Origin of the sequence: Wenzhouxiangella limi (assembly GCF_010499265.1) — a bacterium.
Classification (GTDB): domain Bacteria; phylum Pseudomonadota; class Gammaproteobacteria; order Xanthomonadales; family Wenzhouxiangellaceae; genus Wenzhouxiangella; species Wenzhouxiangella limi.
Window position 1 is genome coordinate 277,278 of the sequence record NZ_JAAGSC010000044.1, and the last position, 23,526, is coordinate 300,803.

Consider the following 23,526-nt stretch of genomic DNA (forward strand, 5'->3'; position numbering starts at 1 on the left):
TTTCCTACAAACCATTGGGATAAATGCCTGATGACCTGCCCGCCATTCTTCGCGCATCATAACCACCAGTTGTTGCTGGTAGGGACCCTCGCCTTGGCGAGGGGCAGCGGACTCCCCCTCCTCCAATCAAAGGGTTGCTGGTCCCTTTTTGAGGGGGCTTTCAGAGGCGGCGCCTGCGGGCGCCGCCTTTTTTTGATGGTAGGCTGACGGCTGAGTAATCAGGAAATCCGAGACAGTCGACGATGAGCAAGATTTCAAGCCTGGTGGTATTCGGAGCAACCGGTACGCAGGGGCATCCAGTGGTCGATGCTGCCCTGAGGGCCGGTCTTTCCGTGCGAGCGGTCAGCCGGGATGTCGTCAAGGCTGAAGAAAGCCTGTCCAGCCGCGCTGAAGTTTGCGAAGCCGACCTGCTCGAGGCGGATTCCGTCCGGCAGGCGATGGCGGGCATGGATGCTGCCTTTTTCTATCTGCCCGTGATGCCGCAGTCTGCCGAAGCCGAGGCCATGCTCGAGCACGTCATCGCCGCAGCGCGGGCTGCCGGTCTGCAGCGGCTGGTCTTTACGACATCGGCCTGGTGCGGGGAAGCGATGCCGCCTGGTCCGTTCGTGAGCGGTTTGCGCGCGGCCTCGGAGCGCGTACTCAACAGCGGCGTCGAGGCGGTCGTGCTGCGACCCACGCTGTACCTGGCTAACCTGGTTTGGCCCCACATCCTGCGTGAAATCCGTGAACTGGGCCAGCTGACTTATCCGCCGCTGGATTCAGGGCGGCGTTTGAACTGGACGGCAACCGAAGACCAGGCAAAGCTCGCCGTGGCCGGGCTCGAGGCCGATGTTGCCGGCGAGGTCTTTGATATCGCAAGCCCCGAGCCCGTGACCGGTCCCGAACTTTGCCGGATGCTGGCGCAGGTTTACCGGCGCGAGGTGCACTACGCCCCCCAGACGGTTGCCGATTTTGCCGAAACGCTGAGCCACATGGCCGCAAGCGCCGAGGTCGGGCGGTCGGTGGCGGCCTTGTACGAGGGAATCGACCGAATGCCCGAGGACGGCCCGCTGATCGACACCGAGGCGCTGGAACAACGCTTCAAGGTGCGGTTGACGCCGGTCAGCGAATGGGTGGAACAGCGCATGGGAGCGCTGCTCGACCTGTACGGCCAAAAGATTTAATCGAATCTGGCGTTAGTGGATCACGATAACCGGGCAGCGGGCCAGACGAACGGTCTTGTCGCTGACGCTGCCCATCAGCAACCCCTGCAGCCGGCCGCGGCCCCGCCGCCCCACCACCAGCATGGGACGGTCGCACTCGGCGGCGTAGCGCAGCAGGGCTTCGGCCGGATCCCCGCTGAGCAGCACCGGTTCGACCGACACGGCACGCTCACCGGCCTGAGCCAGAGCCCGATCGAGCACGGCCGCCGCCAGCTCGTATTCGGGGATGCCGCCCGCTGCTTGCTGCACTTCTTCGTAGTCAATGGTGCGGACTTCTCCGGCGCGACCGTGGCGAGGGCGGGTTGCGTGAACGATCCGAACCGGCAGGCGCAGGGTTTCGGCCAGTTCCAGGGCGAAGTCCAGCGCCCGGCCGGCGCTCTCGGAATCGTCAACGGCAACCAGTACGGAGGTGTGTTGAAAGGGCATCGGCAGGCTCCCGGCAGGGTCGTATCACTGTCGCCATTGTAGCCCCACCGGACCCGGCGGCCGCGCCGGGCGCACTTCAGCTGGCCGCGGCTGTCTCGCGCGCCTGTTCCAGCAGCCGGTCGCGCATGCGGCGGTGGAACGGATCCTCGCCGAACCAGATCATGAAGTACTTTTCGGCGTCTTCGCTGTCGTCGCAGCTTTGCAGCAGGCGCTCGTTCAGGTACAAACCCAGCCCTTCTCCGGGCCGGTAGACCACGTCATAGCGGTCGCCGGAATCGGCGTCCACGTAGGCATCGGCCAGGCAGCGCAGTGCCTCGGGCAGCTGGTCCGCGCGATCAACGCCCAGGTTGCGGGTCAGCGTCGAGCGCGCCGATTCGATCAGGTCCTCGCCTTTGAAGTCGCGCGCCAGCTCCAGCGAAAACTGCTTGGGCACGGTCTCGAGGATTTCAGACGCGCTGCTGCATTGGTCAAGGTACAGATAGGCCGTGCCGACATGAAACAGTCCGGCCACGCGCAGCTCCAGTTCAGCACAGCGCTTGAGATCGCCGGGCTCGGGCGCCGCCCACGCCAGGCCGCACGACGCGACCAGCAGCAAGGCGGCCAGCGATTGGCTCCAGCTCAGGCGGCTCACATTGCGCTCCGCGCTCTGCGCACGGCAAAGCCGACGATCGGCAGATGGGCATACAGGGCATGGCCGCTGTCCCAGAAATCCTGGTGCAGCACGACGCGGCCGGCCTCGTCGAACCTGAGGTGGGTCATGCCAATGGAGTGCGAGTGAATGTTGCGGCCGGCTGCGCGGGTCCTGAACTCCATGGTCCAGCGCACGAAGACGTCGGACCCGTCGCGTACGATCTGATGAACATCGACCGTGCTTTCGCTCAAGTTCGCGCCGGTCTTGGCCATGTAATCGGCAAGATCATCGAGACGGTCGATCGTATGCAACGTGTCGTTGAAAAACAGCGATTCGGCGTAGGTGTCGCGAAACCGATCGGCGATGTCGGGCGCGGTGAGGTCGTGGAAAGTCGACTGGAACCGCTCCAGGCCGGTATCGATGGCCTCCGTTGAACCGGGAAATTTGGCCATGGCTTGCTCATAGCCATCCACATCGATCATGGTTGTTGCGCCTCCTCGGCCGCTGCATCCGGCCAGCCCGATGACCAGCGCCATCAGTAGAACACCGAAAAAAATATGCGTTGACGATTTCATTATGGCAGTTTGCGCCAGCCATCATCACGCGGCAGTGAACGAAACAGGTATTCAATTTCACGGTGCATTCATTGGCCGCGCGGCTACCATTGCGCCGGTCCATTCCCCTGCGCTCCGGAAACTCGCTTGAAACAAACGCTGCTGACCTGGATAGATGCTTCCCGTTATGCCGTGCCCGACGATCGCGACCAGCGTTCGATCGACTGGCTTCGAATCCTGCCCTTTCTTGCCCTGCACCTGGCGTGCCTGGCGGTCATCTGGGTCGGCGTGTCCTGGGTGGCCGTCGCGGCCTTCGTGGTCAGCTACCTGGTGCGGATGTTTGCGATCACGGCGTTCTACCATCGCTACTTCGCCCATCGGGCGTTTCGGACCTCGCGCCCGGCGCAGTTCGTTTTCGCCCTGATCGGGGCGGCCGCTACCCAGCGCGGGCCGCTGTGGTGGGCCTCGCATCACCGCGAGCATCATCGAAGCGCTGACCAGGAATCCGATCCGCACTCGCCGCGGCACGGCTTCCTGTGGAGCCACATGGGATGGTTTTTAAGCCGGCAGCATTTCACCACCGACGAAGCCCGCATTCCTGACCTGGTGAAATACCCGGAGCTGCGCTGGCTGGATCGCTTTGCGCTGGCGGTGCCCGTGGCGTACGCGGTGTTCTGGTTCGCGCTCGGATGGATCCTGAATGTGGTCGCGCCCGGACTCGAGACCAGTGGCTGGCAGCTGCTGGTCTGGGGCTATTTCATTTCCACGGTGGTCCTGATTCATGCAACGCTGACCATCAATTCACTGGCCCACGTCTGGGGCCGGCGACGCTACGCCACCCGCGACGACAGCCGCAACAATTTCTGGCTGGCGCTGCTGACCCTTGGCGAAGGCTGGCACAACAACCACCATCACTATCCGGGTTCGGCGCGCCAGGGTTTTTACTGGTGGGAGATTGATCTGAGTTTCTACGTGCTCAAGGCGATGAGCTGGTTCGGCCTGGTCTGGGATCTCAAGCCGGTGCCGCAAAAGATACGCCAGGCCCGGCGCATTCGGGCAGCAACGTGAGGCTGGTCATCGTCGGGGCCGGCGTGGCCGGCCTCTACGCTGCCTGGCATCTGAGCCGAAAGCATGAGGTCATCGTGCTCGAGGCCGAGGGCCGACTGGGCGGCCACGCCGACACCCAGCGCGTTGTCGAAGGCGATCGCGAGCGCTTCATCGACACCGGTTTCATCGTTTTCAACGAGCACCATTACCCGCTGCTCACGCGCTGGTTCGAGGCAATGAACGTCGCCTGGGAAGACTCGGACATGAGTTTCGCCGTCTCCGACCAGGTCAGTGGGCTGGAGTACAACGCCACCAGCCTGAACCGCCTGTTCTGCCAGCGCCGTAACCTGGCTAGCCCCGCTTTCTGGGGCATGTTCAGCGATATCGTACGCTTCTACCGCCGCGCCCCGGCGCTGCTGGCCAGCCTCGACGAGCGCATCACGCTGGGCCAGTGGCTGGAACACAGCGGGCTGGGATCGATGTTTCGCGAGCAGCACCTGCTCCCCATGGCCTCGGCGCTGTGGTCGGCGCCGATGGGCCGGGTGACCGAGTTTCCGATGAAGCACCTGCTGCAGTTCATGGACAACCACAACATGCTCCAGCTGGCCGGACGACCGACCTGGCGTACGGTCAGCGGCGGCAGCCGGAGCTATGTCGCCAAGGCAGCCGAGTGTGCAGCGAACTTCCAGACCGGGGCCGCGGTCCGGACCATCCACCGCAGTGCCGACCAGGTCCGCATTGTGACCGACACGGACGAACTGCAGGCCGACGGGGTCATCCTGGCCTGTCACTCCGACCAGGCGCTGGCGATGCTCGCCGACGCCAGCACGGCCGAGCGCGACATCCTCGGGGCGATCGGCTACCAGCCCAACGAAACCGTGCTGCATACCGATACCCGCCTGCTGCCGCATCTGCCGGCCGCGCGCGCGGCCTGGAACGTGCGCCGCGATGGCGCCGACGAGACCTGCTGCCGGGTGTCTTACTACATGAACCGCCTGCAGAATATCGACGGTCCGACCGATTACATCGTCTCGCTCAACCAGACCGAACAGATCGATCCCCACCGTATCCTGGTCCGGCGCCAGTACCAGCATCCGGTGTTTACCCCGGAAGCGATCCAGGCCCAGCAGCGCTGGTCGGACATCAACGGCGGCCGTCGGACCTGGTTCTGCGGCGCCTGGTGGGGCTGGGGCTTCCACGAGGACGGTGCCCGCAGCGCCCGCCGGGTCGTCGATGATCTGGAACACCGGCATGGATAACGCCGTGGCGACGGGCCGCGTCTGGCACCGTCGAGCCACACCCAGGTCCCATCGCTTTGTCTACCGGCTTTACTACAGCCTGTTCGACGTCGAACAGATCGACGACCTGTGTGCCCGTTCGCGCTGGTGGTCGCGCGAGAAGGCCAACCTGGTCACTTTTCGCCGCAGCGACTATATCGGGCCGCCGGAGCGATCCGTGGCCGAGGCGGTGCGCGACCGAATTGAGCAGGTCGCGGGTTTGCGCCCGGCCGGCCGGGTGTTCGTGCTGACCCACTTGCGCCAGTGGGGGGTGTGCTTCAACCCGGTCAGCTTCTACCTGTGCCTGGATGACGAGGAGCGGCTGCAGTTCATCGTTGCCGAAGTGCACAACACCCCGTGGGGCCAGCGCCATGCCTACGTGCTGGATGCGCGCGAGCAGCCAGGCCCCGACTACCGCTTCTGCTTTGCCAAGGCGTTCCACGTCTCGCCGTTTCTGCCCATGGAGCTCGACTACGACTGGCGCTTCAGGATCGAACCGGACTCGGTGGCTGTTCACATGCTGGTGATGGACGGCGACACAGAATGCTTCGCGGCCGGAATGAAGTTGAGCCTGGCGCCGCTGGATCGCCGCGCGATGAGGCGCATGCCATTGGCCTACCCGCTGCTAACGCTGAAAGTTCTCGGCGCGATCTACTGGCAGGCCCTGCGGCTGTGGCTTCGACGGATTCCGTTTTTCCCCCATCCTGACAAACAGGCGAAATCGACATGAGTGCCAACGAAAAAGCGGTCCGCCTGGACATGCAACGGCGTCGTCCGCGACGCGGTCTGGATGCTTGGCTCAGAGAACGCGTGGTGGGTCGTCTGAACCATCTGCGCGAGGGCCAGCTGGTGATCCGCGATCGACTGGGCGAGGTGCGGCTGGGCCGGCCGGGGGCCGACAGCGCGACCATCGAGGTGCACGATCAGCGCTTCTGGAGAATGCTGGCCACCGGCGGCGGCCTGGGTGCGGCCGAGGCCTACATGGCCGGGCTCTGGGACAGCCCCGACCTGGTCGGCGTGATCCGTATCCTGGCGCGCAACCGCGATGCGCTGACCGCCATCGATGGCGGCGGCGCGCGCCTGAGCGGGGCGGTGATGAAGCTCTGGCACGGCTTCAACCGCAACAGCCTGCAGGGCAGTCGACGCAACATCGCCGCCCACTACGATCTGGGCAACGACTTCTTCGCCGCCTGGCTGGATGAACGCATGATGTACTCCAGCGCGCTGTACCAGAGTGCCGAAGACAGCCTGGAGACGGCTCAGTTGGCCAAGCTGGACCGGATTTGCCAGCGCCTTGGGTTGGGGCCCGAGCATCACTTGCTCGAAATCGGCACCGGATGGGGCGGGCTGGCCATCCACGCCGCCCAGACCACCGGCTGCAGGGTCACGACAACCACGATCTCGCGCGAACAGTTCGACTACGCGCAAGCGCGCGTGGCCGAAGCCGGCCTCGACGATCGGGTTACCTTGCTGCAGAAGGACTACCGCGACCTCGACGGGCGCTTTGATCGCGTGGTCTCGGTTGAGATGATCGAAGCCGTCGGCCACCAGTATCTCGACACCTACCTGGCCACCATAGAGCAGCGTCTGAAGTCCGACGGGCTGGCCCTGATCCAGGCGATTACCATTGAGGATTTCCGCTACGCAAAATCGCTGACCACGGTCGATTTCATCAAGCGCTACGTCTTCCCCGGCAGCTTCATCCCTTCGGTAAGCGCGATCACGGCGTCCATGGCTCGTTCGACCCGGCTGGGCCTGGTGGAACTGGCCGATTTCGGGGGCAGCTACGCGCTGACGCTCAAGGCCTGGCGCGAGCGCTTCGAGGCCGCCTGGGACCAGCTGGCGGCCATGGGTTTCGATGAAACCTTCCGGCGTCGTTGGCGCTATTACCTGGCCTACTGCGAGGGCGGGTTTCGCGAACGCGCGATCAGCGATGTGCACCTGCTGCTGGCAGCGCCCGGTTTTCGTCCGTCATCCGATTGCGGCCTGACGGGCGGTCGCCTGTGACCAGGGCTTTTCTGGTCAACCAGGGCCTGTTTCAGCTGGCCTGGCCGGCGTGCGTGATCGGTGCGGCAAACGGTGTGTTCTGGACCGGTCTGCTGGTGGTCGGTGCCCTGGTGTTGTGGCAGCTGAACCGGCACAACCGGCACCCGCTGGACCTGCGCATGATCGGCGTCTGTCTCGGTCTGGGGTTCGTGCTCGACACGGCCTGGATCCAGCTGGGCTTGCTGGAGTTCGCGATGCCCTGGCCGTCCTCGCAGTTCGCGCCGATGTGGATCATGCTGCTGTGGGTCTCGGTCGCGCTGGTCATCAACCACTCCATGGCCGCGTTCAAAAACCGCCTGTGGATCCTGGCCATCGCCGGCGGGGTGGGCTCGCCGATGTCTTATTTTGCCGGTTCGCGCTTCGGTGCGGTAGAGTGGCTGGCGCCGGCCTGGCAGGTGATCCTGACCACCGGGCTGAGCTGGGCCATTGTGCTGCCGCTGTTGTTCTGGCTGGCGCGGGATGACCGGGCCAGCCGGCCGGCAGCGCCCCCTGAAGGAATGATTGTGAATGAAACCGATTGATCTGGCCGAATCCGGCCGATTGCCCGACTGGACAGTCCGTATGGGCATCCGGCGACTTCTGCGAAATCGGCTGGCGCAGGAGTTCGACCGCAATCCCATGCAGCGCTCGCAGCGCGCCCAGGCCCTGATCGAGGAGCTGCGCGAGTCGGCCGTGGCGATAGAGACCGAGGCCGCCAACGAGCAGCACTACGAGGTGCCGGCGGCCTTCTACCAGCTGGCCCTGGGCGAGCGCCTGAAGTACTCCAGCGGCTACTGGCCGGACGGGGTCAACGACCCGGATTCGGCCGAAGAAGCCATGCTGGCCGCGACCTGCCGCCACGCCGAGCTGGCCGACGGCCAGCGTATTCTCGAGCTGGGCTGCGGCTGGGGCTCGCTGACGCTGTGGATGGCCGCCGAGTATCCCGAAAGCCAGATTACCGCGGTCTCGAATTCGGCCTCGCAGCGCGCGCATATCGAGGCCCGGGCGCTGGAGCTGGGTCTGCACAACGTCGAGGTCCTGACCCGGGACGTCAACACGCTCAAGCTGGATGAGCGCTTCGATCGCGTGGTCTCGGTGGAGATGTTCGAGCACGTGCGCAACTACCGCGAGCTGATGAAACGCATTGCCGGCTGGCTGCGGCCCGAGGGCAAGCTGTTTGTGCATATTTTTTGCCACCGCTACCTGCTTTATCCCTTCGAGACCGAAGGCGAGGGCAACTGGATGGGGCGATATTTTTTCACCGGTGGCCTGATGCCGGCCGCCGATACCCTGCTGCATTTCCAGGACGACCTGGCGCTGGAGAGCCGCAAGCTTTATTCCGGCCACCACTATGCGCGCACCGCCCGCGCCTGGCTGGACAACATGGACCGACGCCGGGCCGAGGTGGCCGATGTCATGCGCTCAGCCTACGGCGATGAGGCTGAACGCTGGCAGCAGCGCTGGCGCATGTTCTTCATGGCCTGCGAGGAGCTGTTTGCCTTCGATGACGGCAATGCCTGGCTGGTGGCCCACTATCGTTTCCGGCGTCGCTAGAGGACGCTGACGCCTTGGGTGCGCTCAATCGTCTGCTGAAGGGGAACCTGGACACCAAGCTGGTCCGGGTGTTCATCCTGCAGATTCTGGCCATCAGCGTGGCCACCGTGGCCGGCGTCTACGCCGCCGCGCTGGTTGTCGAGAACGTGCTGGTGCGAGAAGCGCTGATTGGCGAGGCCGAGCATTTCTGGGTCCATCACGCGGAAGATCCGGATTTTCCGCTGCCCAACACCAACAACCTGCGAGGGTATCTTGCCCGCGGGTCGGATGACTCCGCGGTGCCGGCCTGGCTGCGCGACCGCGAGCCGGGTTTCGGCCGCATCGAAGAGGCGCCGGGCTCGGAGCCGGTCATCCACGTCAGCCAGCGGGGCGAGGATCGCCTGTTTCTGGTCTTCGACGAAGTCCAGGTCTCGGCTTTGGCGTTTTACTTCGGGATCGCACCGCTGACCGGCGTGCTGCTGCTGATCTACATTCTGACCTGGGTCGGCTACATCATGTCGCGGCGTGCGGTCTCGACGGTGGTCAAGCTGTCCGATGCCGTGCGCAACTATGACTTTCGCGCCGGGCATTTCCAGAAGTTCGATGTCGAGGAGTTTGCCGAAACCGGCGATACCGAAACCCTGGCGCTGGTCAACGCCATCAACCAGTTCATCAGCCGTCTGGAACTGTTCATTCAGCGCGAACGCAATTTCACTCGCAACGCCAGCCACGAGCTGCGCACCCCGCTGGCGGTGATCAAGGCCAATATCAACCTGCTGGCGCGCTTTGATGACCCGGACCGACGCCAGGCCGTGATCGAGCGCATGAGCCGGACCGTGGCCGACATGGAGTCGCTGGTCGAGACACTGCTGCTGCTGGCGCGCGAAAGCGAGTCCAAGCTGTCGTCCTCGTCGCTGGTGCTCAACGACATGTTGAGCGAACTGCTCGATCAGCTGTCCACGGCGCTCGGCAAGGACGATATAGAAACGGGTATCCAGGCCCGCGGCCTGCTCGAGGTCGATGCGCCCGAGCGGGTGCTGGCCATCGTGTTCACCAACCTGTTGCGCAACGCCATGACCTATACCGAGCAGGGGCGGGTGGATGTGTTGATCGATCGGCGCGGGGTGGTCGTGCGCGACACCGGCTGCGGAATGTGCGAAGCCGACCTGGAGCACATGTTCGAGCCCTTCTACCGCGGACACGATCGCAGCAACGAGGGCTACGGTCTCGGTCTGGCCATCGTCCGGCGCCTGTGCAAGCGGTTCGGCTGGGACCTGTCAGCCGAAAGCGAGATGGGTGTGGGCACCGAAATCCGCATCGATTTCCCGCGCGCACGCTTTCGCCCGTTCGGCGAGCGCAAGGACTGAGTTCTATGGCCGGGTTCTTGTCTGCCCGGTGGATTATCATGCCCGGCAAGTCTTCTCCGCTGCCCGTCGTCAGACCTTGAACACCGCAACCGCCCGCGCCGGCGCCAACATCGCCCTGGTCAAGTACTGGGGCAAGCGTGATCCGCGCCTCAACCTGCCTGCAGCAGGCTCGCTGTCGATCACCCTGGCCGATCTGGAGACCGTCACCCGGATCGAAGTCGATCAAGGACTGGACGCCGATCGTTTCGAATTGGACGGCCGAAGCGCTGATCCAAGGCCGGTAGCGGCCGTGCTCGACCTGCTGCGACCGGCCGGCGGGCCGCGCTGTCGCGTGGTCAGCCGCAACAACTTTCCCACCGGCGCGGGTCTGGCCTCGTCGGCTTCCGGCCATGCCGCTCTGGTGGTGGCGGCGGCGGCAATCTTCTGTCCGCAGATGGGATCCGGGGACCTTGCGGCCATCGCCCGCCGAGGCTCCGGCTCGGCGTCGCGTTCGCTGTTTGGCGGCTTTTGCCAGCTGCACGCCGGTGTCGCCGAAGACGGCAGCGATTGCCGGGTCGAGGGGCTCGAGGAGGCAGGATATTGGCCTCTGGAGGTGGTCGTCGCCATCACCGATGCCGGACCCAAGGCGGTGTCCTCGCGCGCGGGGATGAACCGGACCATGGCCACCTCACCGTACTACCCGGCCTGGGTGGCATCGGTGTCGGCCGACCTGGAGCGCGCGCGCCGTGCGGTTGCCGATCGCGACTTCGATGAACTGGCTGAGGTCAGTGAGCACAGCGCCCTCAAGATGCACGCCTCGGCGCTGGCCGCGCAGCCGGGCCTGTTGTACTGGAATGCGGCCACGGTGGCCTGTCTGCGGCGGGTTCGCGAGTTGCGCGACCAGGGTGTCGGGGTCTTCTTCACCGTTGATGCCGGCCCCCAGGTCAAGGCCGTCTGCCTGCCCGGGCAGGCCGATCGGGTGGCTGCTTCGCTGGCCTCGATTGCGGGCGTTGAACAGGTGCTGCGCTCGGGATTGGGTCCGGGTGCGCGTCTGGTCGAATCATGACCACGATCATGGCGTCGGCACCGGGCAAGGCGGTGCTGCTCGGCGAGTACGCCGTGCTTGAGGGCGCGCCCGCGCTGGTCATGGCGGTCGATCGCAGGGCCCGGGTGCGGCTGGCACCCTGTGAGAGTCCGGACAGCTGGATCGAAGTGCCGCAGCTGGGCCTGGCGCCGATCGGCTTCCGCGTGGCCGAAAACGGCGAAATCCTCTGGCGCGGAGCCGATGTGGAGCAAGCTGTTTTTCAGCGCGCCCGCCTCCTGCTTGAATGGCTGGTCCCCCGCCATGCCGCCCGATTACCGGCAGGCGGCGGCCTGCGCATCCGGATCGATACCGGCGAGTTGTACCAGCAGCGGAAAGCGGGCCCGGTGAAGCTGGGTCTCGGCTCGAGTGCGGCGATGACCGTGGCCCTGGCCGGGGCGCTGGAAGCCCTGGGTGCGGTCATGTCGCGGGCTGCAGTCGTGGCGCGCCTGGAACAGCAACTGCTGGCGCCGTACCGGGCCGGGCAGGACGGCAGGGCCAGCGGCATCGACCTGGCGGCCAGCCTCCACGGTGGGGTCTGCCGGTACCAGCTCGACCCGGCGGGCGCCCATGCCGAGCCGGTTGTTTTGCCCGGCGCCCTGAAGCTGGCTTTTGTGTGGACCGGCGAGGCGGCCTCGACCCCGGATTTCCTGGCGCGATACGCGCGCTGGCGCGCTGCCTCGCCGGGCCAGGCGGCCCAGATGAGCCAGTCGCTGGAAAGCGCTTGCCGGGCGGGACTGGATGCCGTGCGCAGCGACGATGCGGCCGGTCTTATGACCTGTATCAATAACTATGGACGGCTGATGGGTAGAATTGGCGACCTGGCGGGTTTGCCCGTGGTCAGCGCCCCGCTCGTCGAGATCGCCCGGACTGCCGCAACACATGGTCTGGCCTGCAAGCCTTGCGGGGCTGGCGGGGGTGATCTGGCGATGCTGGCGGGTACCGAGGAAGCGGCGCTGGAACAGGCCTGCCGGTCGCTGGCCTCGCGCGGTTGGCCCCGGCTGGAACTGGGCCCGGCATCACGGGGGCTGCAGATAGAGACCAGCCCCGCCTGATCCGGAAATCGAAAACAGAGTCTGCACGCATGGAAAAATCCAGGATTCCGCAGTTTTACAAGATGTCGGTGCCCGAGCGGGTGCGAAAGGTTCGCGAACGCGGACTGATCGGCGCTGACGACTATCAGAACCTGCAGTCGGGGCGCCATACGCTGTCGGTGGATCTTGCCGACAAGATGATCGAAAACGTCATCGGCGTGATGGGTCTGCCGGTCGGTCTGGGGCTGAACTTCCTGATCAACGGCAAGGAGTTCGTGGTTCCGCTGGTGGTCGAGGAACCCTCCATCGTTGCAGCGCTGAGTTCGGCGGCCAAACTGGCGCGCGACAGCGGCGGTTTCGAGGTGGACAGCGACGAGCCCCTGCTGATCGGTCAGGTCCAGATCGTCGACGTGGCCAACCCGGCCCGGGCCAAGGCTGCCCTACTGCAGCGCAAGCATGAGATTCTCAATCTCGCCAACAGCCTGCATCCCAAGATGATAGCCCGCGGCGGTGGTGCGCGCGACCTCGAGGTGTTCGTTCATCCTTCCGAGGGTCCCGGCGGCGACATGGTGGTGGTGCACCTGCTGGTCGACACGCGCGATGCCATGGGGGCCAATCTGGTCAACACGATGTGCGAAGGCGTCGCTTCCCTGATCGAGGCGATCAGCGAGGGGCGGGTCTTTCTGCGCATTCTGTCCAACCTGGCCGATCGGGCGCTGGTCCGGGCCCGGGTGAGAATCCCGGTTGCGGCGCTGACCGGCAAGGGTTTTGACGGCGAGCAGGTCCGCGACGGCATCATCGTCGCCAACGACTTTGCCCGGGTCGATCCCTATCGGGCCGCGACCCACAACAAGGGCATCATGAACGGCATCGACGCCGTGGCCTTGGCGACCGGTAACGACTGGCGCGCGATCGAGGCCGGGGCCCACGCTTACGCTGCCCGCGGCGGTCGCTACACCGCGCTGACGCGCTGGCACAAGGCCGACAATGGCGACCTGCTGGGCGAGCTGGAGCTGCCGATCAAGGTCGGCACGGTCGGCGGTCCGCTGCAGACCAATCCAACGGTGGCGCTCAACCTGCGCATGCTCAGCGTCGACAGCGCGCGCGAGCTGGCCGAGGTGATGGGCGCGGTCGGCCTGGCCCAGACCTTCTCGGCGCTGCGCGCCCTGGTCACCGAAGGCATCCAGCAGGGCCACATGACGCTGCACGCGCGCAGCGTGGCCACCGCCGCCGGGACCCCACCGGAGCTGTTCGATACCGTGGTCGAGCGCCTGATCGCCTCCGGAGAAATCAAGATCTGGAAAGCCGAGGAGATTATTCGCAGCGTCCGCCTGCAGGCCGAACCGACCGCAGGTCGGCGCGATGAAGAGGTGCTCGAGGGCGAAACCCTGGGCGCCGGTCACGGCAAGATCATCCTGCTCGGCGAACATTCGGTGGTCTACGGCCGCCGGGCGATCGCGGCGCCGATTCCGCTGGCCATCCAGGCCCGGATCGAGGACACGCGCGAGGGGATCGACCTGATCATCCCGCGCTGGAGCATCGAGCAGCGCCTGGATTTCAGCGCCAAGCGTCCACCGTCGTTTACCCGTTCGCTGGCGCGGGTGCTCGAGGCGCTGGGCCTGAGCGGGCGCGGCATGCGCATCGAGGTCTTTCCCAGCGTCCCGAGGGCGATGGGGCTGGGCGGTTCGGCTGCGCTGGCCGTGGCGGTGCTGCGGGCGCTGGACGCGCATTTCAGCCTTGGCCTGACCGACGAGCGCATCAACGAACTGGCTTTCGAGTGCGAAAAAGTGGCCCACGGCACGCCGTCCGGTCTCGACAATACCCTGGCCACCTACGGCCAGTTCATGCTCTATCGGTCCGGCGAGCAGCTCGAGCGCCAGGTCATCGAGGTCACCGAGCCGCTTCCCATGGTCATCGCCATGAGCGGGGTGGAGAGCCTCACCGCGCGCACCGTGGCCCGGGTGCGCGAGGCCTGGCAGCGCAATCCCGGCCTTTACGAGCGCATTTTCGATGAAATCGACAGTCTCGTCGAGGTCGGCCTGGATGCCCTGGGCAAGCGGGACTACGAGACCCTGGGCGAGACCATGAACATCAATCAGGGCCTGCTCAACGCCATGCAGGTCTCGAACTGGGAGCTCGAGGAGCTGATCCAGATCGCGCGCACTCATGGCGCGGTCGGGGCCAAGCTGACCGGCGGCGGGGGCGGCGGTTCGGTGATCGCTTTGTGTCCGGACAGCAGCGCGCGGGTGGCGCGTGCGATCCGCGAGGCCGGCTACCACGCCATCGAGGTGGAAGTCGGTGGTGCCTGATCGCGCCGGGCCGGCCCGGATTGTGTCTTCGGACGCCGAAGCGCTCATCCGCGTCGATGAAAACGACAATCAGCTGGGGATTCTGAGCAAGCGCGAGTGCCACGACGGCGACGGCGTGCTGCACCGCGCTTTTTCGCTCTTTCTGTTCGACCAGAAGGGAAGGTTGCTGATGCAGCAGCGCTCGGCCGAAAAGCGCCTCTGGCCGCTGTACTGGGCCAACAGCTGCTGCTCGCATCCGCGCGCCGGTGAAACCATGGCCGAGGCCACCGAGCGCCGCCTGCTCGACGAGCTCGGTGTCCGTACGCCGCTGCACTTTATCTACAAGTTTCGGTACCAGGCCGGCTACGAGGATCTGGGATCCGAGCACGAATTATGCTGGGTCTACGTCGGCCGGGTCGAGGAGTTTCAGCTCAGCCCCAACCCCAGCGAACTGGCCGCCTGGCGCTTTGTCGAGCCGGATGATGTCGACCGCCTCATGAACGACCCGAACAAGCTGCTGTCGCCCTGGTTCCGGATGGAATGGGAAGCCCTGCGCGGAAAGTATCAGGCGGCGGTCGCCGAGGCCCTGAGCTGAAAGGCCTCGACGAGCGCTGCGGGTGGCCGGTTCAGGCGTCTTCCGGTGCGGCCAGCTTGAAGCCCATGCCCTGTACGGTGTGCAGGAGCTTGTTCTTGTAGGGACGATCAATTCCCTTGCGCAGGTTGTACATGTGCGAGCGCAGGGTGTCGGAGTCGGGCAGCATGTCGCCCCACAGCTCGTTCTCCAGCTGTTCGCGGCTGACCAGGCGGGGTGATTCGCGCATCAACACCTTGAGGATGCGGATGGAGGTTGGCGACAGGTTGACCCGCTCTCCCTCACGCTCGACGCGCATCGTGCGCGGATCAAACACCAGGTCGCCCACGCGCATGGCGCCGTCCGACATCTCGCCGCGCGCGCGCCGCACGAGCGCCCGGACGCGAACTTCCAGTTCTTCCATTTCAAACGGCTTGACCAGGTAATCGTCGGCGCCGGCATTGAACCCGGCGACCTTGTCGTCGAGCTGGTCGCGGGCGGTCAGCATCAGGATCGGCGTGCCGTCGCCGCGTTCGCGCAGACGCTCGCACACCCGGATGCCGTCAATCTTGGGCAGCATCAGGTCGAGAATGATGATGTCGTAGGGGTTCTCGTCGAGCAGGTTCAGCGCAATGGCGCCGTCTGCAGCGAAATCCATGGCAAAGCCGCTGGCTTCGAGATAGTCGCCAATGCTGGCCGCGAGATCGTTGTGGTCTTCCACCAGCAGGATGGTGGCATTGCCTTCTGAATCAGTCATTTGTCGCTCCTTCACACTTGTCGATTTGACAATTGTGAAGGCGGGCTGTGAAAGGACGATGAACGGTATACGGGTTACGGGTTACGGTGGACGGAAGAAGCATGGTTGATCACACCCGTAACCCGTAACCCGTAACCCGTCCTACCGCTTCATGTAATTGAAGAATTCTTCGTTGGTCTTGGTGACCTTGAGCTTGTCGAGCATGAATTCGATGGCCTGGGCTTCGTCCATGGGCTGGAGGATGCGGCGCAGAATCCAGGTCTTTTGCAGCTGATCGTTGCCGACCATGAGTTCTTCGCGGCGGGTGCCGGAGCGGTTGATGTCGATGGCCGGGTAGGTGCGCTTCTCGGCGATGCGCCGGCTCAAGTGGATTTCCATGTTGCCGGTGCCCTTGAACTCTTCGTAGATCACCTCGTCCATCTTCGAGCCGGTATCAACCAGCGCGGTGGCGATGATGGTCAGGCTCGCCCCGTCCTCGATGTTGCGCGCGGCCCCGAAGAAGCGTTTGGGCCGCTGCAGGGCGTTGGCGTCAACCCCGCCGGTCAGGACCTTGCCCGACGAGGGCGCGACCGTGTTGAAGGCGCGCGCCAGGCGGGTGATGGAGTCGAGCAGGATGATGACGTCTTTTTTGTGTTCGACCAGTCGTTTGGCCCGCTCGATACACATGTCGGCGACCTGGACGTGGCGCGTTGCCGGCTCATCGAAAGTCGACGAGATCACCTCGGCGTCGACCCCGCGCTGCATCTCGGTGACCTCCTCGGGGCGCTCGTCGATCAGCAGGATGATCATGTGCGTTTCCGGGTTGTTGGCCCGGATCGCCGTGGCGATGGACTGCAGCATCATGGTCTTGCCGGCCTTGGGTGGACTGACCACCAGGCCGCGCTGGCCCTTGCCGATCGGAGCGATCAGGTCGATGATGCGCCCGGTGATGTCTTCGGTCGAGCCGTTGCCCCGTTCAAGATGGAGCTGAACGCGCGGAAATTCCGGCGTCAGGTTTTCGAACAGGATCTTGTTCTTGGCCTTCTCCGGACGGTCGTAATTCAGTTCCTCGACCTTGAGCAGGGCGAAGTAGCGTTCCGACTGTTTGGGTGGGCGGATCTTGCCGGAAATATAGTCCCCGGTTCGCAGGTTGAAGCGGCGGATCTGCGAGGGCGAGACATAGATGTCGTCCGGGCCGGCCATGTAGGAGGCCTCCGACGAGCGCAGAAAGCCGAAGCCGTCCTGCAGGATTTCCAGCACGCCGTCGCCGTAGATCGCGTCCTTCTTGTTGGCCTTGGCCTTGAGGATGGCGAAGATGACGTCCTGCTTGCGCGAACGTCCCATGTTTTCGATGCCGAGCTCCTCGGCCATTTCGATGAGCTCTTTGACGTTCTTTGTTTTCAGTTCTGTCAGATTCATGGGGATGCTGTCTGGCGGTGGAGCCGGGACGCGTTGGCGAGCAGGGCCGCTCGCCGCCGGTCACGCCCGGGTTCGAATCATCAATGCGTCAAGTCTGCATGGGGGCTTGCCCGAGGAGCAGGCAGGGGCCAAGTCGTCATTGCTTAAAGGGAGTCGCGACCGGGAGCGGCCAGCGACCGCGTAACGTTAGCACCAAAGGCTGAGCAAGTCCAGTGCTGATTACCGGGGTCCGTCAGGCCCGCCGACGGCGGCGAGTCTGACGGATCGCCCGGTTCAGATGGTCTCGTCGACGAAGGCCTTGAGCGCGGACTTGGTCAGTGCCCCCACCTTGGTTCCCTGATGTTCGCCGTTTTCGAAAATCATCAGGGTGGGAATGCCGCGAATCTTGAAGCGGCTGGTGACCTGCTGGTTCTCGTCGATGTTGACCTTGGCGATGCGCAGCTTGTCGCCGTACTCGTCGGCCAGTTCGTGCAGGATGGGGTCGATCATCTTGCACGGGCCGCACCATTCGGCCCAGTAATCGACCAGCACAGGACCGTCGGCCTTGAGTACGGCCTCGTCGAATTCGCTGTCGGATACGTGAATGATGTTATCGCTCACAGTTGAGGGCTCCTTGAAAATGAAATCTGAGAAATGAATCGTCTGCGGGATACCAGATGACCGCCTATACTAACCTGATTGTCGGTTGCGGTTCTTCCGCAGCACCGAATCTTCGAGTAGACAGGAATTCTTGTGAACGATACCCCCAGCACTGAGCAGGTGTTGACCGATATCCGGTTCGATACCTTTGATCTAGACGAGCGCATCATGCGCGGCCTGGCCGATGCCGGCTTCGAGGCCTGCACCCCCATCCAGGCCCGAACCCTGCCGTTGGCGCTGAGCGGCCGCGACGTGGCCGGCCAGGCGCGCACCGGCACCGGCAAGACCGCCGCGTTTCTGCTGGCGATCTTTCGCCAGTTGCTCAGCCCGGGCAGCAAGGGTCCCGGTCCCAACCCGCGCGCGATCTGCATCGCGCCGACCCGCGAGCTGGCTATCCAGATTCACCGCGATGCCGAACTGCTCGGCAAGCATACCGGGCTGCGCACGCTGCTGGCCTACGGCGGCGTGGACTACACCAAGCAGCGCGACGAAATCGCCGACGGGGTGGATATCCTGATCGGCACCCCGGGGCGGCTGATCGACTACCTCAAGCAGGACATCTACAACCTGCGCCACATCGAGGTGGCCGTTCTCGACGAGGCCGACCGCATGTTCGATCTCGGCTTCATCACCGACATCCGCTTCCTGTTCAGGCGTATGCCGCCGGTCGACCAGCGCCAGACGCTGATGTTTTCGGCCACGTTCCCGCTCAAGGTCACGGAGCTGGCCTACGAGCACATGAACGACGCCGAAACGATCCGGGTCGAAGAAGAGCAGATGACCACCGACCGGGTCACCCAGGTGGTTTACTACCCGGCCAACCGCGAAAAGCTGCCGCTGCTGGTCGAGCTGCTGCGGGCCATGAAAGAAGGCCACGTGATGGTCTTTGCCAATACCCGGCATGCTGTCGACCGCGTCGCCGAGACGCTCAAGGCCAACGGCTTCAACGCCGCGATGCTGGCCGGCAGCGTCCCCCAGGTCAAGCGCCAGAAACTGCTCAAACGTTTCCGCGAAGGCGACATCGACGTGCTGGTCGCCACCGACGTGGCCGCTCGCGGGCTGCATATTCCCGACGTCAGTCACGTCATCAACTACGACTTGCCGCAGGATGCCGCAGACTACGTCCACCGCATCGGGCGTACGGCACGGCTGGGCGCGAGCGGCGATGCCATCAGCTTTGCCTGCGAGGACTACGCTTTCCATCTGCCGGAAATCGAGCAATACATCGATATCGAGCTGCCCGTGCTGCAGCACGATCCGGATAAGCTGCCGAAACTGGAGCGTCCGCCACGGCGCCCGAAAAAATCCGGCGGACGCTCGGGCGGAGGCGGTCGCGGTGGTGGTCGCGGTCGCCGCAGCGGCGGTCGCTGAAAGCCGCTCTCGTGCTACGCTCGGCGCAGTCATCGCCCGGGGTGTTTTCTGTCGTGACTGCCCGCAATTTCCCGCAATGGTCGGGTCGCCTGGCGATCTTCGTGAGCCTGGTCCTGGGGCTGTTCATTGCCTGGCAGCTGGTTCAGCTGCTGTGGCTGGTGCTGGTGGGGCCCGAGGTCGGCTCCGCGCCTGTTCCGCCGGTGCCGCAGGTCCAGCCGGCCGCGGCCGGTCGGGAAGGCTTTCGCTGGGAATTGTTTGGCGAGCCGGCCACCGCGCGCGCGCTGCCGGTGGTCGCGGCGACTGCCCGTACCGATTTGCAGCTGCGGGGCCTGATGTCGGGCGGTGAGGGCGCTTTCGCCATCGTTGCCGATGAAAGCGGCCAAGAGGCGGTTTACCGCCTGGGCGACGAGTTGCCCGACGGCAGCCGGCTGGGCGCCATCGAACCGCTGCAGATCGTGCTGGAGCGAGACGGCCGGCGCGAGGCGCTGACGCTGGAGCGGGAACTGCCCGGGCGCGCGCCGCGTTCCGGGGCTTCCCGGTCGTCGGGCGAGCGCGCGTCGCAGGCGCCCAGTCTACCGGGCATTCGCGGTTTTCAGGCGCCGAGCGGGATCAGTGCCGCTTCGCTGCAGACACCGGATTCACCGGCGGCCGGCCTGGCCGACCAGATTTCGGTCATGCCGGTGTCCGGCGGCGGTTTTCGCGTGCGGCCCGGGCGCGACGCCACGCTTTTTGCCGAACTGGGACTGCAGGTCAACGACGTTGTGACCGCGGTCAACGGTCAGCCGCTGACCTCGCGCGAAGACGCCCAGGCCCTGTTTGCCGATGTGATGCGCCGCGGCGAAGTCTCCATTACCATCAGCCGTCAGGGGCGGGAAATGACCCTGCGGCCGGACCTGGCGCAAATCCTGTCCCGGATCGAATGATCCCAGCGAAGACGGAGCCCGTTAATTTCATGCCGAGACTGCTGACCCGCCCGTTGATGTACCTCATGCTGGCGTTTGCGCTGGGCGCGCCGCTGGCCGCGCTGGCCGACGAGGACGACGGCCACGTCCTCAACTTCAACGATGCCGATATTCGCTCGCTGATTCAGGCCGTGGCCGAAATGACCGGCCGCAATATCATCATCGACCCGCAGGTCTCCGGGCGGGTGACCGTCGCCTCCACCCAGCCGCTGGCCGGCGACGAGATCTGGGCGGTTTTTCAGTCCATCTTGCAGGTGCATGGCTATACCGCCGTCAGCGATGACAACGTCACCCGCATTCTGCCCGACGCCAACGCCCGCCAGGACGGGCGGGTGCCGGTCGACGGGATGGAGCTGAGCGGCGACGAACCGGTCACTCGCATCCTGGCGCTGGAGCACGTGCGCGCCGCCGAGGCCTCCCAGCTGCTCCGCTCGCTGCTGCCGCAATCGGCCTACATGGCCCACCATGAGCCTTCCAATGTACTGATCATCGCTGATCGTGCTGCCAATATCCGCCGAATTGAGACGATCGTGCGCAGGCTCGATGCGGCCAACGATCAGGAAGTCGAGGTCATCGCGCTCAGCCATGCCGATGCCGCGGAGGTCGTGCGCATGCTCAACCGGCTCTATGCCGACGGCGGCGCCGAGACCGCCCTGGCCGACGAGCGCACCAACACCGTCATCCTGGCCGGCGATCCGAGCCGGCGGCTGCGCCTGCGCACCCTGATCAGCCATCTCGACACGCCGCTGGAAACCGAGGGCAGCACCCAGGTGATCTACCTGCGCTATGCGACCGCCGACACGCTGGTGCCCGTGCTTGAAGGAATCCTCGATCTGGATCCGGAAGAAGGCCAGCAGGCGCGCATCCAGGCCCATAACGACACCAACGCGCTGGTCGTCAGCGCCTCTCCTTCGGTCTTCCGGTCGATTGAATCGGTGGTCAAACAGCTCGATATCCGCCGCGCCCAGGTGCTGGTCGAGGCGATCATCGCCGAGGTCGCCGTCGATACCTCGCGCGAGCTGGGCGTGCAGTGGCAGGCCTTCGCCTCAGGCGACAGCGGCCTGTTCGGCGGCACCAACTTCCAGTCCGGCGGCAACAACATCCTCAACCTGAGCGCCGCGGCCGGTCAGGCCGGGGAAGACGGCAACCTGTTCCTGCCCGGCCGCGGCCTGAACCTGGGCTACGTGAGCGGTCGGTCCAGCCTGCTGGGCATCGAGTTGCTCGAGATTGGCGCGCTGGCGCGCGCGCTCAGCCAGGACGCCAACACCAACGTCCTGTCCACGCCCTCCATCGTGACCATGGACAACCACGAGGCCAGCATCAACGTTGGCCAGGAAGTGCCGTTTCTGTCGGGCAGTTTCTCGACCCAGGGCATCGCCACCGGCGAAGGCCAGGTCAACCCGTTCCAGACCATCAACCGCGAAGAGATCGGGGTCAAGCTCAACGTCACCCCGCACATCAACGAAGGCGACACCATTCTGTTGCAGATCGAGCAGGAGGTCTCCACGCTGGCGCCTTCCGGCGGGGCGGTGGACCTGATCACCAACAAGCGCACGCTCTCGACCCGGGTCATGGTCCCCGACGGGGCCATGCTGGTGCTGGGCGGCCTGACCAGCGACGATCTGCAGGAGCAGATGGAAAGCGTGCCCGGGCTGGGCCGGATTCCGCTGATCGGCGAGTTGTTTCGCTATCGCTCAACCAGCACCGTCAAGCGCGACCTGATGGTGTTCATCCGCCCGCGTATCCTTCACGATCAGGCGCTGATCGATGATCTGACCGCCTCGAAGTACACCGGCATCCGCGACCGCCAGCTCGACCAGCGCGAACGCTCGCGCGGCCTGACGCGGCCCGACGATATGCCGCTGTTGCCCGAACTGGCCGATTTCCTCCACTCGCCGCCGGATGAGCGCTGAATTCCGTCCCGGCTACGGTTTTGCCCGTCGCCGCGGGGTGGCGGTGGCCGGCCACGACGCCGAAGGCATCCGCCTGGCGGTGCGCGAGCCGGTCGACGTCGCCGCTGTGCAGGAAGTCCGGCGGCGACTGGACCGGAAGGTGGTCCTCGAGCGCCTGGAAAGCGCCGAATTTGACCGCCTGGTCAGTCGTCTGTACGAGGCCGACGACGGCTCGGCGGCCCAGGTGGCCGAAGACCTGGGCGAGGAAATGGACCTGGCCCGCCTGGCCGAAGACCTGCCCGAACCGGCCGACCTGCTCGAAAGCGAAGACGACGCCCCGATCATCCGACTGATCAACGGTATCCTCACCCAGGCCCTGCGCGAGGGCGCCTCCGACATCCACTTGGAGCCGTTCGAAGAGCGCCTGTCGGTGCGTTTTCGGGTCGACGGGGTGCTGCGGGAGGTGATGTCGCCGGCCCGGGCCCTGGCCGGCCTGATCACCTCGCGCATCAAGGTCATGTCGCGCCTCGACATCGCCGAAAAGCGCGTGCCCCAGGACGGACGGATCAGTCTGCGCATCGCCGGGCGGCCGGTGGACGTGCGCGTCTCGACGCTGCCGTCCAGCCACGGCGAACGGGTGGTTTTGCGCCTGCTCGACAAGCAGGCCGGGCGCCTGGACCTGGCCGAGCTGGGCATGGATCCCGACACCGAGGCCCGCGTGGCAAGCATGATCGCGCGCCCGCACGGCATCCTGCTGGTCACCGGCCCGACCGGCTCGGGCAAGTCGACCACGCTGTACGCCGCGCTGATGCGCTTGAACGACCGCAGCCGCAACATCATGACGGTCGAAGACCCGATCGAGTACGACCTCGACGGCATCGGCCAGACCCAGGTCAATCCCAAGGTCGACCTGACCTTTGCCCGCGGCCTGCGCGCCATCCTGCGCCAGGATCCGGACGTGGTCATGGTCGGCGAGATCCGCGACCTGGAGACCGCGCGCATCGCCGTCCAGGCCAGCCTGACCGGCCACCTGGTGCTCTCGACCCTGCACACCAACACCGCCGTCGGCGCCATCACGCGCCTGGTCGACATGGGCATCGAGCCGTTCCTGCTCGCCTCCAGCCTGATCGGCGTGCTCGCCCAGCGCCTGGTCCGGGTGCTCGATCCCGAACAGCGCGAGGCCTATGCGATCAGCGCCGAGGAACTGACCCGGTTGGGCCTGCCCGGCAAGCCCGACAGCACGCTATATCGGCCGCGGGCCGATCTCGAGGCCGGCACCTCCGGTTATCGCGGCCGCACCGGCATCTACGAGCTGGTCGCGGTCGACGAGGCCATGCGCGCGCTGATCCACGACGGCGCCGCCGAGGCCCGGCTGGAGGCGCTGGCGCGCCAGTTCCATCCCGCCATCCTCGACGACGGCTGGCGCAAGGCCACCGCCGGCACCACCTCGCTGGAAGAAGTGCTGCGCGTGACCCGCGCGGCCTGATCAGCC

Annotated in this window: 22 protein-coding genes; 16 read left to right on the top strand and 6 right to left on the bottom strand. The window is 65.4% G+C overall.

What is annotated here, in order from left to right; genetic code table 11:
• Nucleotides 1–242 precede the first annotated feature (242 nt).
• The gene (locus G3I74_RS14825) at nt 243–1,163 is read left to right on the top strand and encodes an SDR family oxidoreductase (RefSeq protein WP_164212377.1); all 921 of its coding nucleotides are present in this window, start codon (nt 243–245) and stop codon (nt 1,161–1,163) included.
• A 12-nt stretch (nt 1,164–1,175) separates the two neighbouring features.
• Here G3I74_RS14825 and G3I74_RS14830 read toward each other — a convergent pair whose 3' ends face one another.
• The 3 genes from G3I74_RS14830 to G3I74_RS14840 form a co-directional block, all read right to left on the bottom strand.
• Nucleotides 1,176–1,628 (bottom strand): universal stress protein, encoded by a 453-nt coding sequence (locus G3I74_RS14830; protein WP_164212378.1) that lies wholly within the window; start codon nt 1,626–1,628, stop codon nt 1,176–1,178.
• A gap of 76 nt (nt 1,629–1,704) precedes the next feature.
• Nucleotides 1,705–2,259 (bottom strand): chalcone isomerase family protein, encoded by a 555-nt coding sequence (locus G3I74_RS14835; RefSeq protein WP_164212379.1) that lies wholly within the window; start codon nt 2,257–2,259, stop codon nt 1,705–1,707.
• A complete protein-coding gene (locus G3I74_RS14840; protein ID WP_164212380.1) occupies nt 2,256–2,834 on the bottom strand; it encodes a nuclear transport factor 2 family protein in 579 nt (192 codons plus the stop codon). Before G3I74_RS14840 ends, G3I74_RS14835 begins: the two co-directional genes overlap by 4 nt.
• A gap of 126 nt (nt 2,835–2,960) precedes the next feature.
• Between G3I74_RS14840 and G3I74_RS14845 the strand changes: the two genes are divergently transcribed.
• From G3I74_RS14845 to idi, 11 genes are all read left to right on the top strand, one after another.
• Nucleotides 2,961–3,881 carry an acyl-CoA desaturase gene (locus tag G3I74_RS14845; protein WP_164212381.1) on the top strand — a complete coding sequence of 307 codons (921 nt, stop codon included), beginning with the start codon at nt 2,961–2,963 and terminating at the stop codon, nt 3,879–3,881.
• Nucleotides 3,878–5,119 carry an FAD-dependent oxidoreductase gene (locus G3I74_RS14850; RefSeq protein ID WP_164212382.1) on the top strand — a complete coding sequence of 414 codons (1,242 nt, stop codon included), beginning with the start codon at nt 3,878–3,880 and terminating at the stop codon, nt 5,117–5,119. The genes G3I74_RS14845 and G3I74_RS14850 overlap by 4 nt, the downstream gene beginning before the upstream one ends.
• Complete coding sequence (locus G3I74_RS14855; protein WP_164212383.1) at nt 5,112–5,867, top strand: DUF1365 domain-containing protein; 756 nt, start codon at nt 5,112–5,114, stop codon at nt 5,865–5,867. The genes G3I74_RS14850 and G3I74_RS14855 overlap by 8 nt, the downstream gene beginning before the upstream one ends.
• On the top strand, nt 5,864–7,144 hold the full coding sequence (locus G3I74_RS14860) for an SAM-dependent methyltransferase (RefSeq protein WP_164212384.1): 1,281 nt from the start codon (nt 5,864–5,866) through the stop codon (nt 7,142–7,144). Before G3I74_RS14855 ends, G3I74_RS14860 begins: the two co-directional genes overlap by 4 nt.
• Complete coding sequence (locus G3I74_RS14865) at nt 7,141–7,704, top strand: DUF2878 family protein (protein ID WP_164212385.1); 564 nt, start codon at nt 7,141–7,143, stop codon at nt 7,702–7,704. Before G3I74_RS14860 ends, G3I74_RS14865 begins: the two co-directional genes overlap by 4 nt.
• Nucleotides 7,691–8,716, top strand: coding sequence for an SAM-dependent methyltransferase (locus G3I74_RS14870; RefSeq protein WP_164212386.1), 1,026 nt, complete (start codon nt 7,691–7,693; stop codon nt 8,714–8,716). Before G3I74_RS14865 ends, G3I74_RS14870 begins: the two co-directional genes overlap by 14 nt.
• Nucleotides 8,717–8,730: 14 nt before the next feature.
• Nucleotides 8,731–10,062 carry a sensor histidine kinase gene (locus G3I74_RS14875; protein WP_203594792.1) on the top strand — a complete coding sequence of 444 codons (1,332 nt, stop codon included), beginning with the start codon at nt 8,731–8,733 and terminating at the stop codon, nt 10,060–10,062.
• Between the two features lie 76 nt (nt 10,063–10,138).
• On the top strand, nt 10,139–11,107 hold the full coding sequence (mvaD, locus tag G3I74_RS14880) for a diphosphomevalonate decarboxylase (protein WP_164212387.1): 969 nt from the start codon (nt 10,139–10,141) through the stop codon (nt 11,105–11,107).
• The gene (locus tag G3I74_RS14885; RefSeq protein WP_164212388.1) at nt 11,104–12,177 is read left to right on the top strand and encodes a mevalonate kinase family protein; all 1,074 of its coding nucleotides are present in this window, start codon (nt 11,104–11,106) and stop codon (nt 12,175–12,177) included. The genes mvaD and G3I74_RS14885 overlap by 4 nt, the downstream gene beginning before the upstream one ends.
• Nucleotides 12,114–14,465 carry a hydroxymethylglutaryl-CoA reductase, degradative gene (locus G3I74_RS14890; RefSeq protein WP_275401564.1) on the top strand — a complete coding sequence of 784 codons (2,352 nt, stop codon included), beginning with the start codon at nt 12,114–12,116 and terminating at the stop codon, nt 14,463–14,465. Before G3I74_RS14885 ends, G3I74_RS14890 begins: the two co-directional genes overlap by 64 nt.
• Nucleotides 14,458–15,039 (top strand): isopentenyl-diphosphate Delta-isomerase, encoded by a 582-nt coding sequence (gene idi, locus G3I74_RS14895; RefSeq protein WP_164212390.1) that lies wholly within the window; start codon nt 14,458–14,460, stop codon nt 15,037–15,039. Before G3I74_RS14890 ends, idi begins: the two co-directional genes overlap by 8 nt.
• 31 nt (nt 15,040–15,070) lie before the next feature.
• On the opposite strand, the gene G3I74_RS14900 is transcribed toward idi, so the two are convergent.
• The 3 genes from G3I74_RS14900 to trxA form a co-directional block, all read right to left on the bottom strand.
• Complete coding sequence (locus G3I74_RS14900) at nt 15,071–15,772, bottom strand: response regulator transcription factor (RefSeq protein ID WP_164212391.1); 702 nt, start codon at nt 15,770–15,772, stop codon at nt 15,071–15,073.
• Between the two features lie 141 nt (nt 15,773–15,913).
• On the bottom strand, nt 15,914–17,170 hold the full coding sequence (gene rho, locus G3I74_RS14905; protein ID WP_164212392.1) for a transcription termination factor Rho: 1,257 nt from the start codon (nt 17,168–17,170) through the stop codon (nt 15,914–15,916).
• Nucleotides 17,171–17,443: 273 nt separating this feature from the next.
• Nucleotides 17,444–17,770 carry a thioredoxin TrxA gene (gene trxA, locus G3I74_RS14910; RefSeq protein WP_164212393.1) on the bottom strand — a complete coding sequence of 109 codons (327 nt, stop codon included), beginning with the start codon at nt 17,768–17,770 and terminating at the stop codon, nt 17,444–17,446.
• A gap of 132 nt (nt 17,771–17,902) precedes the next feature.
• Here trxA and G3I74_RS14915 point away from each other — a divergent pair, with 132 nt between their 5' ends.
• The 4 genes from G3I74_RS14915 to gspE are packed head-to-tail and all read left to right on the top strand — an operon-like array spanning nt 17,903 to nt 23,520.
• Complete coding sequence (locus G3I74_RS14915; protein WP_338063121.1) at nt 17,903–19,180, top strand: DEAD/DEAH box helicase; 1,278 nt, start codon at nt 17,903–17,905, stop codon at nt 19,178–19,180.
• Nucleotides 19,181–19,233: 53 nt separating this feature from the next.
• Nucleotides 19,234–20,103, top strand: coding sequence for a type II secretion system protein N (locus G3I74_RS14920; protein ID WP_164212394.1), 870 nt, complete (start codon nt 19,234–19,236; stop codon nt 20,101–20,103).
• A 29-nt stretch (nt 20,104–20,132) separates the two neighbouring features.
• Nucleotides 20,133–22,055, top strand: a complete 1,923-nt coding sequence (gene gspD / locus G3I74_RS14925; RefSeq protein WP_164212395.1) for a type II secretion system secretin GspD — start codon at nt 20,133–20,135, stop codon at nt 22,053–22,055.
• A complete protein-coding gene (gene gspE, locus G3I74_RS14930; RefSeq protein ID WP_164212396.1) occupies nt 22,045–23,520 on the top strand; it encodes a type II secretion system ATPase GspE in 1,476 nt (491 codons plus the stop codon). Before gspD ends, gspE begins: the two co-directional genes overlap by 11 nt.
• The last annotated feature ends 6 nt before the right edge of the window (nt 23,521–23,526 follow it).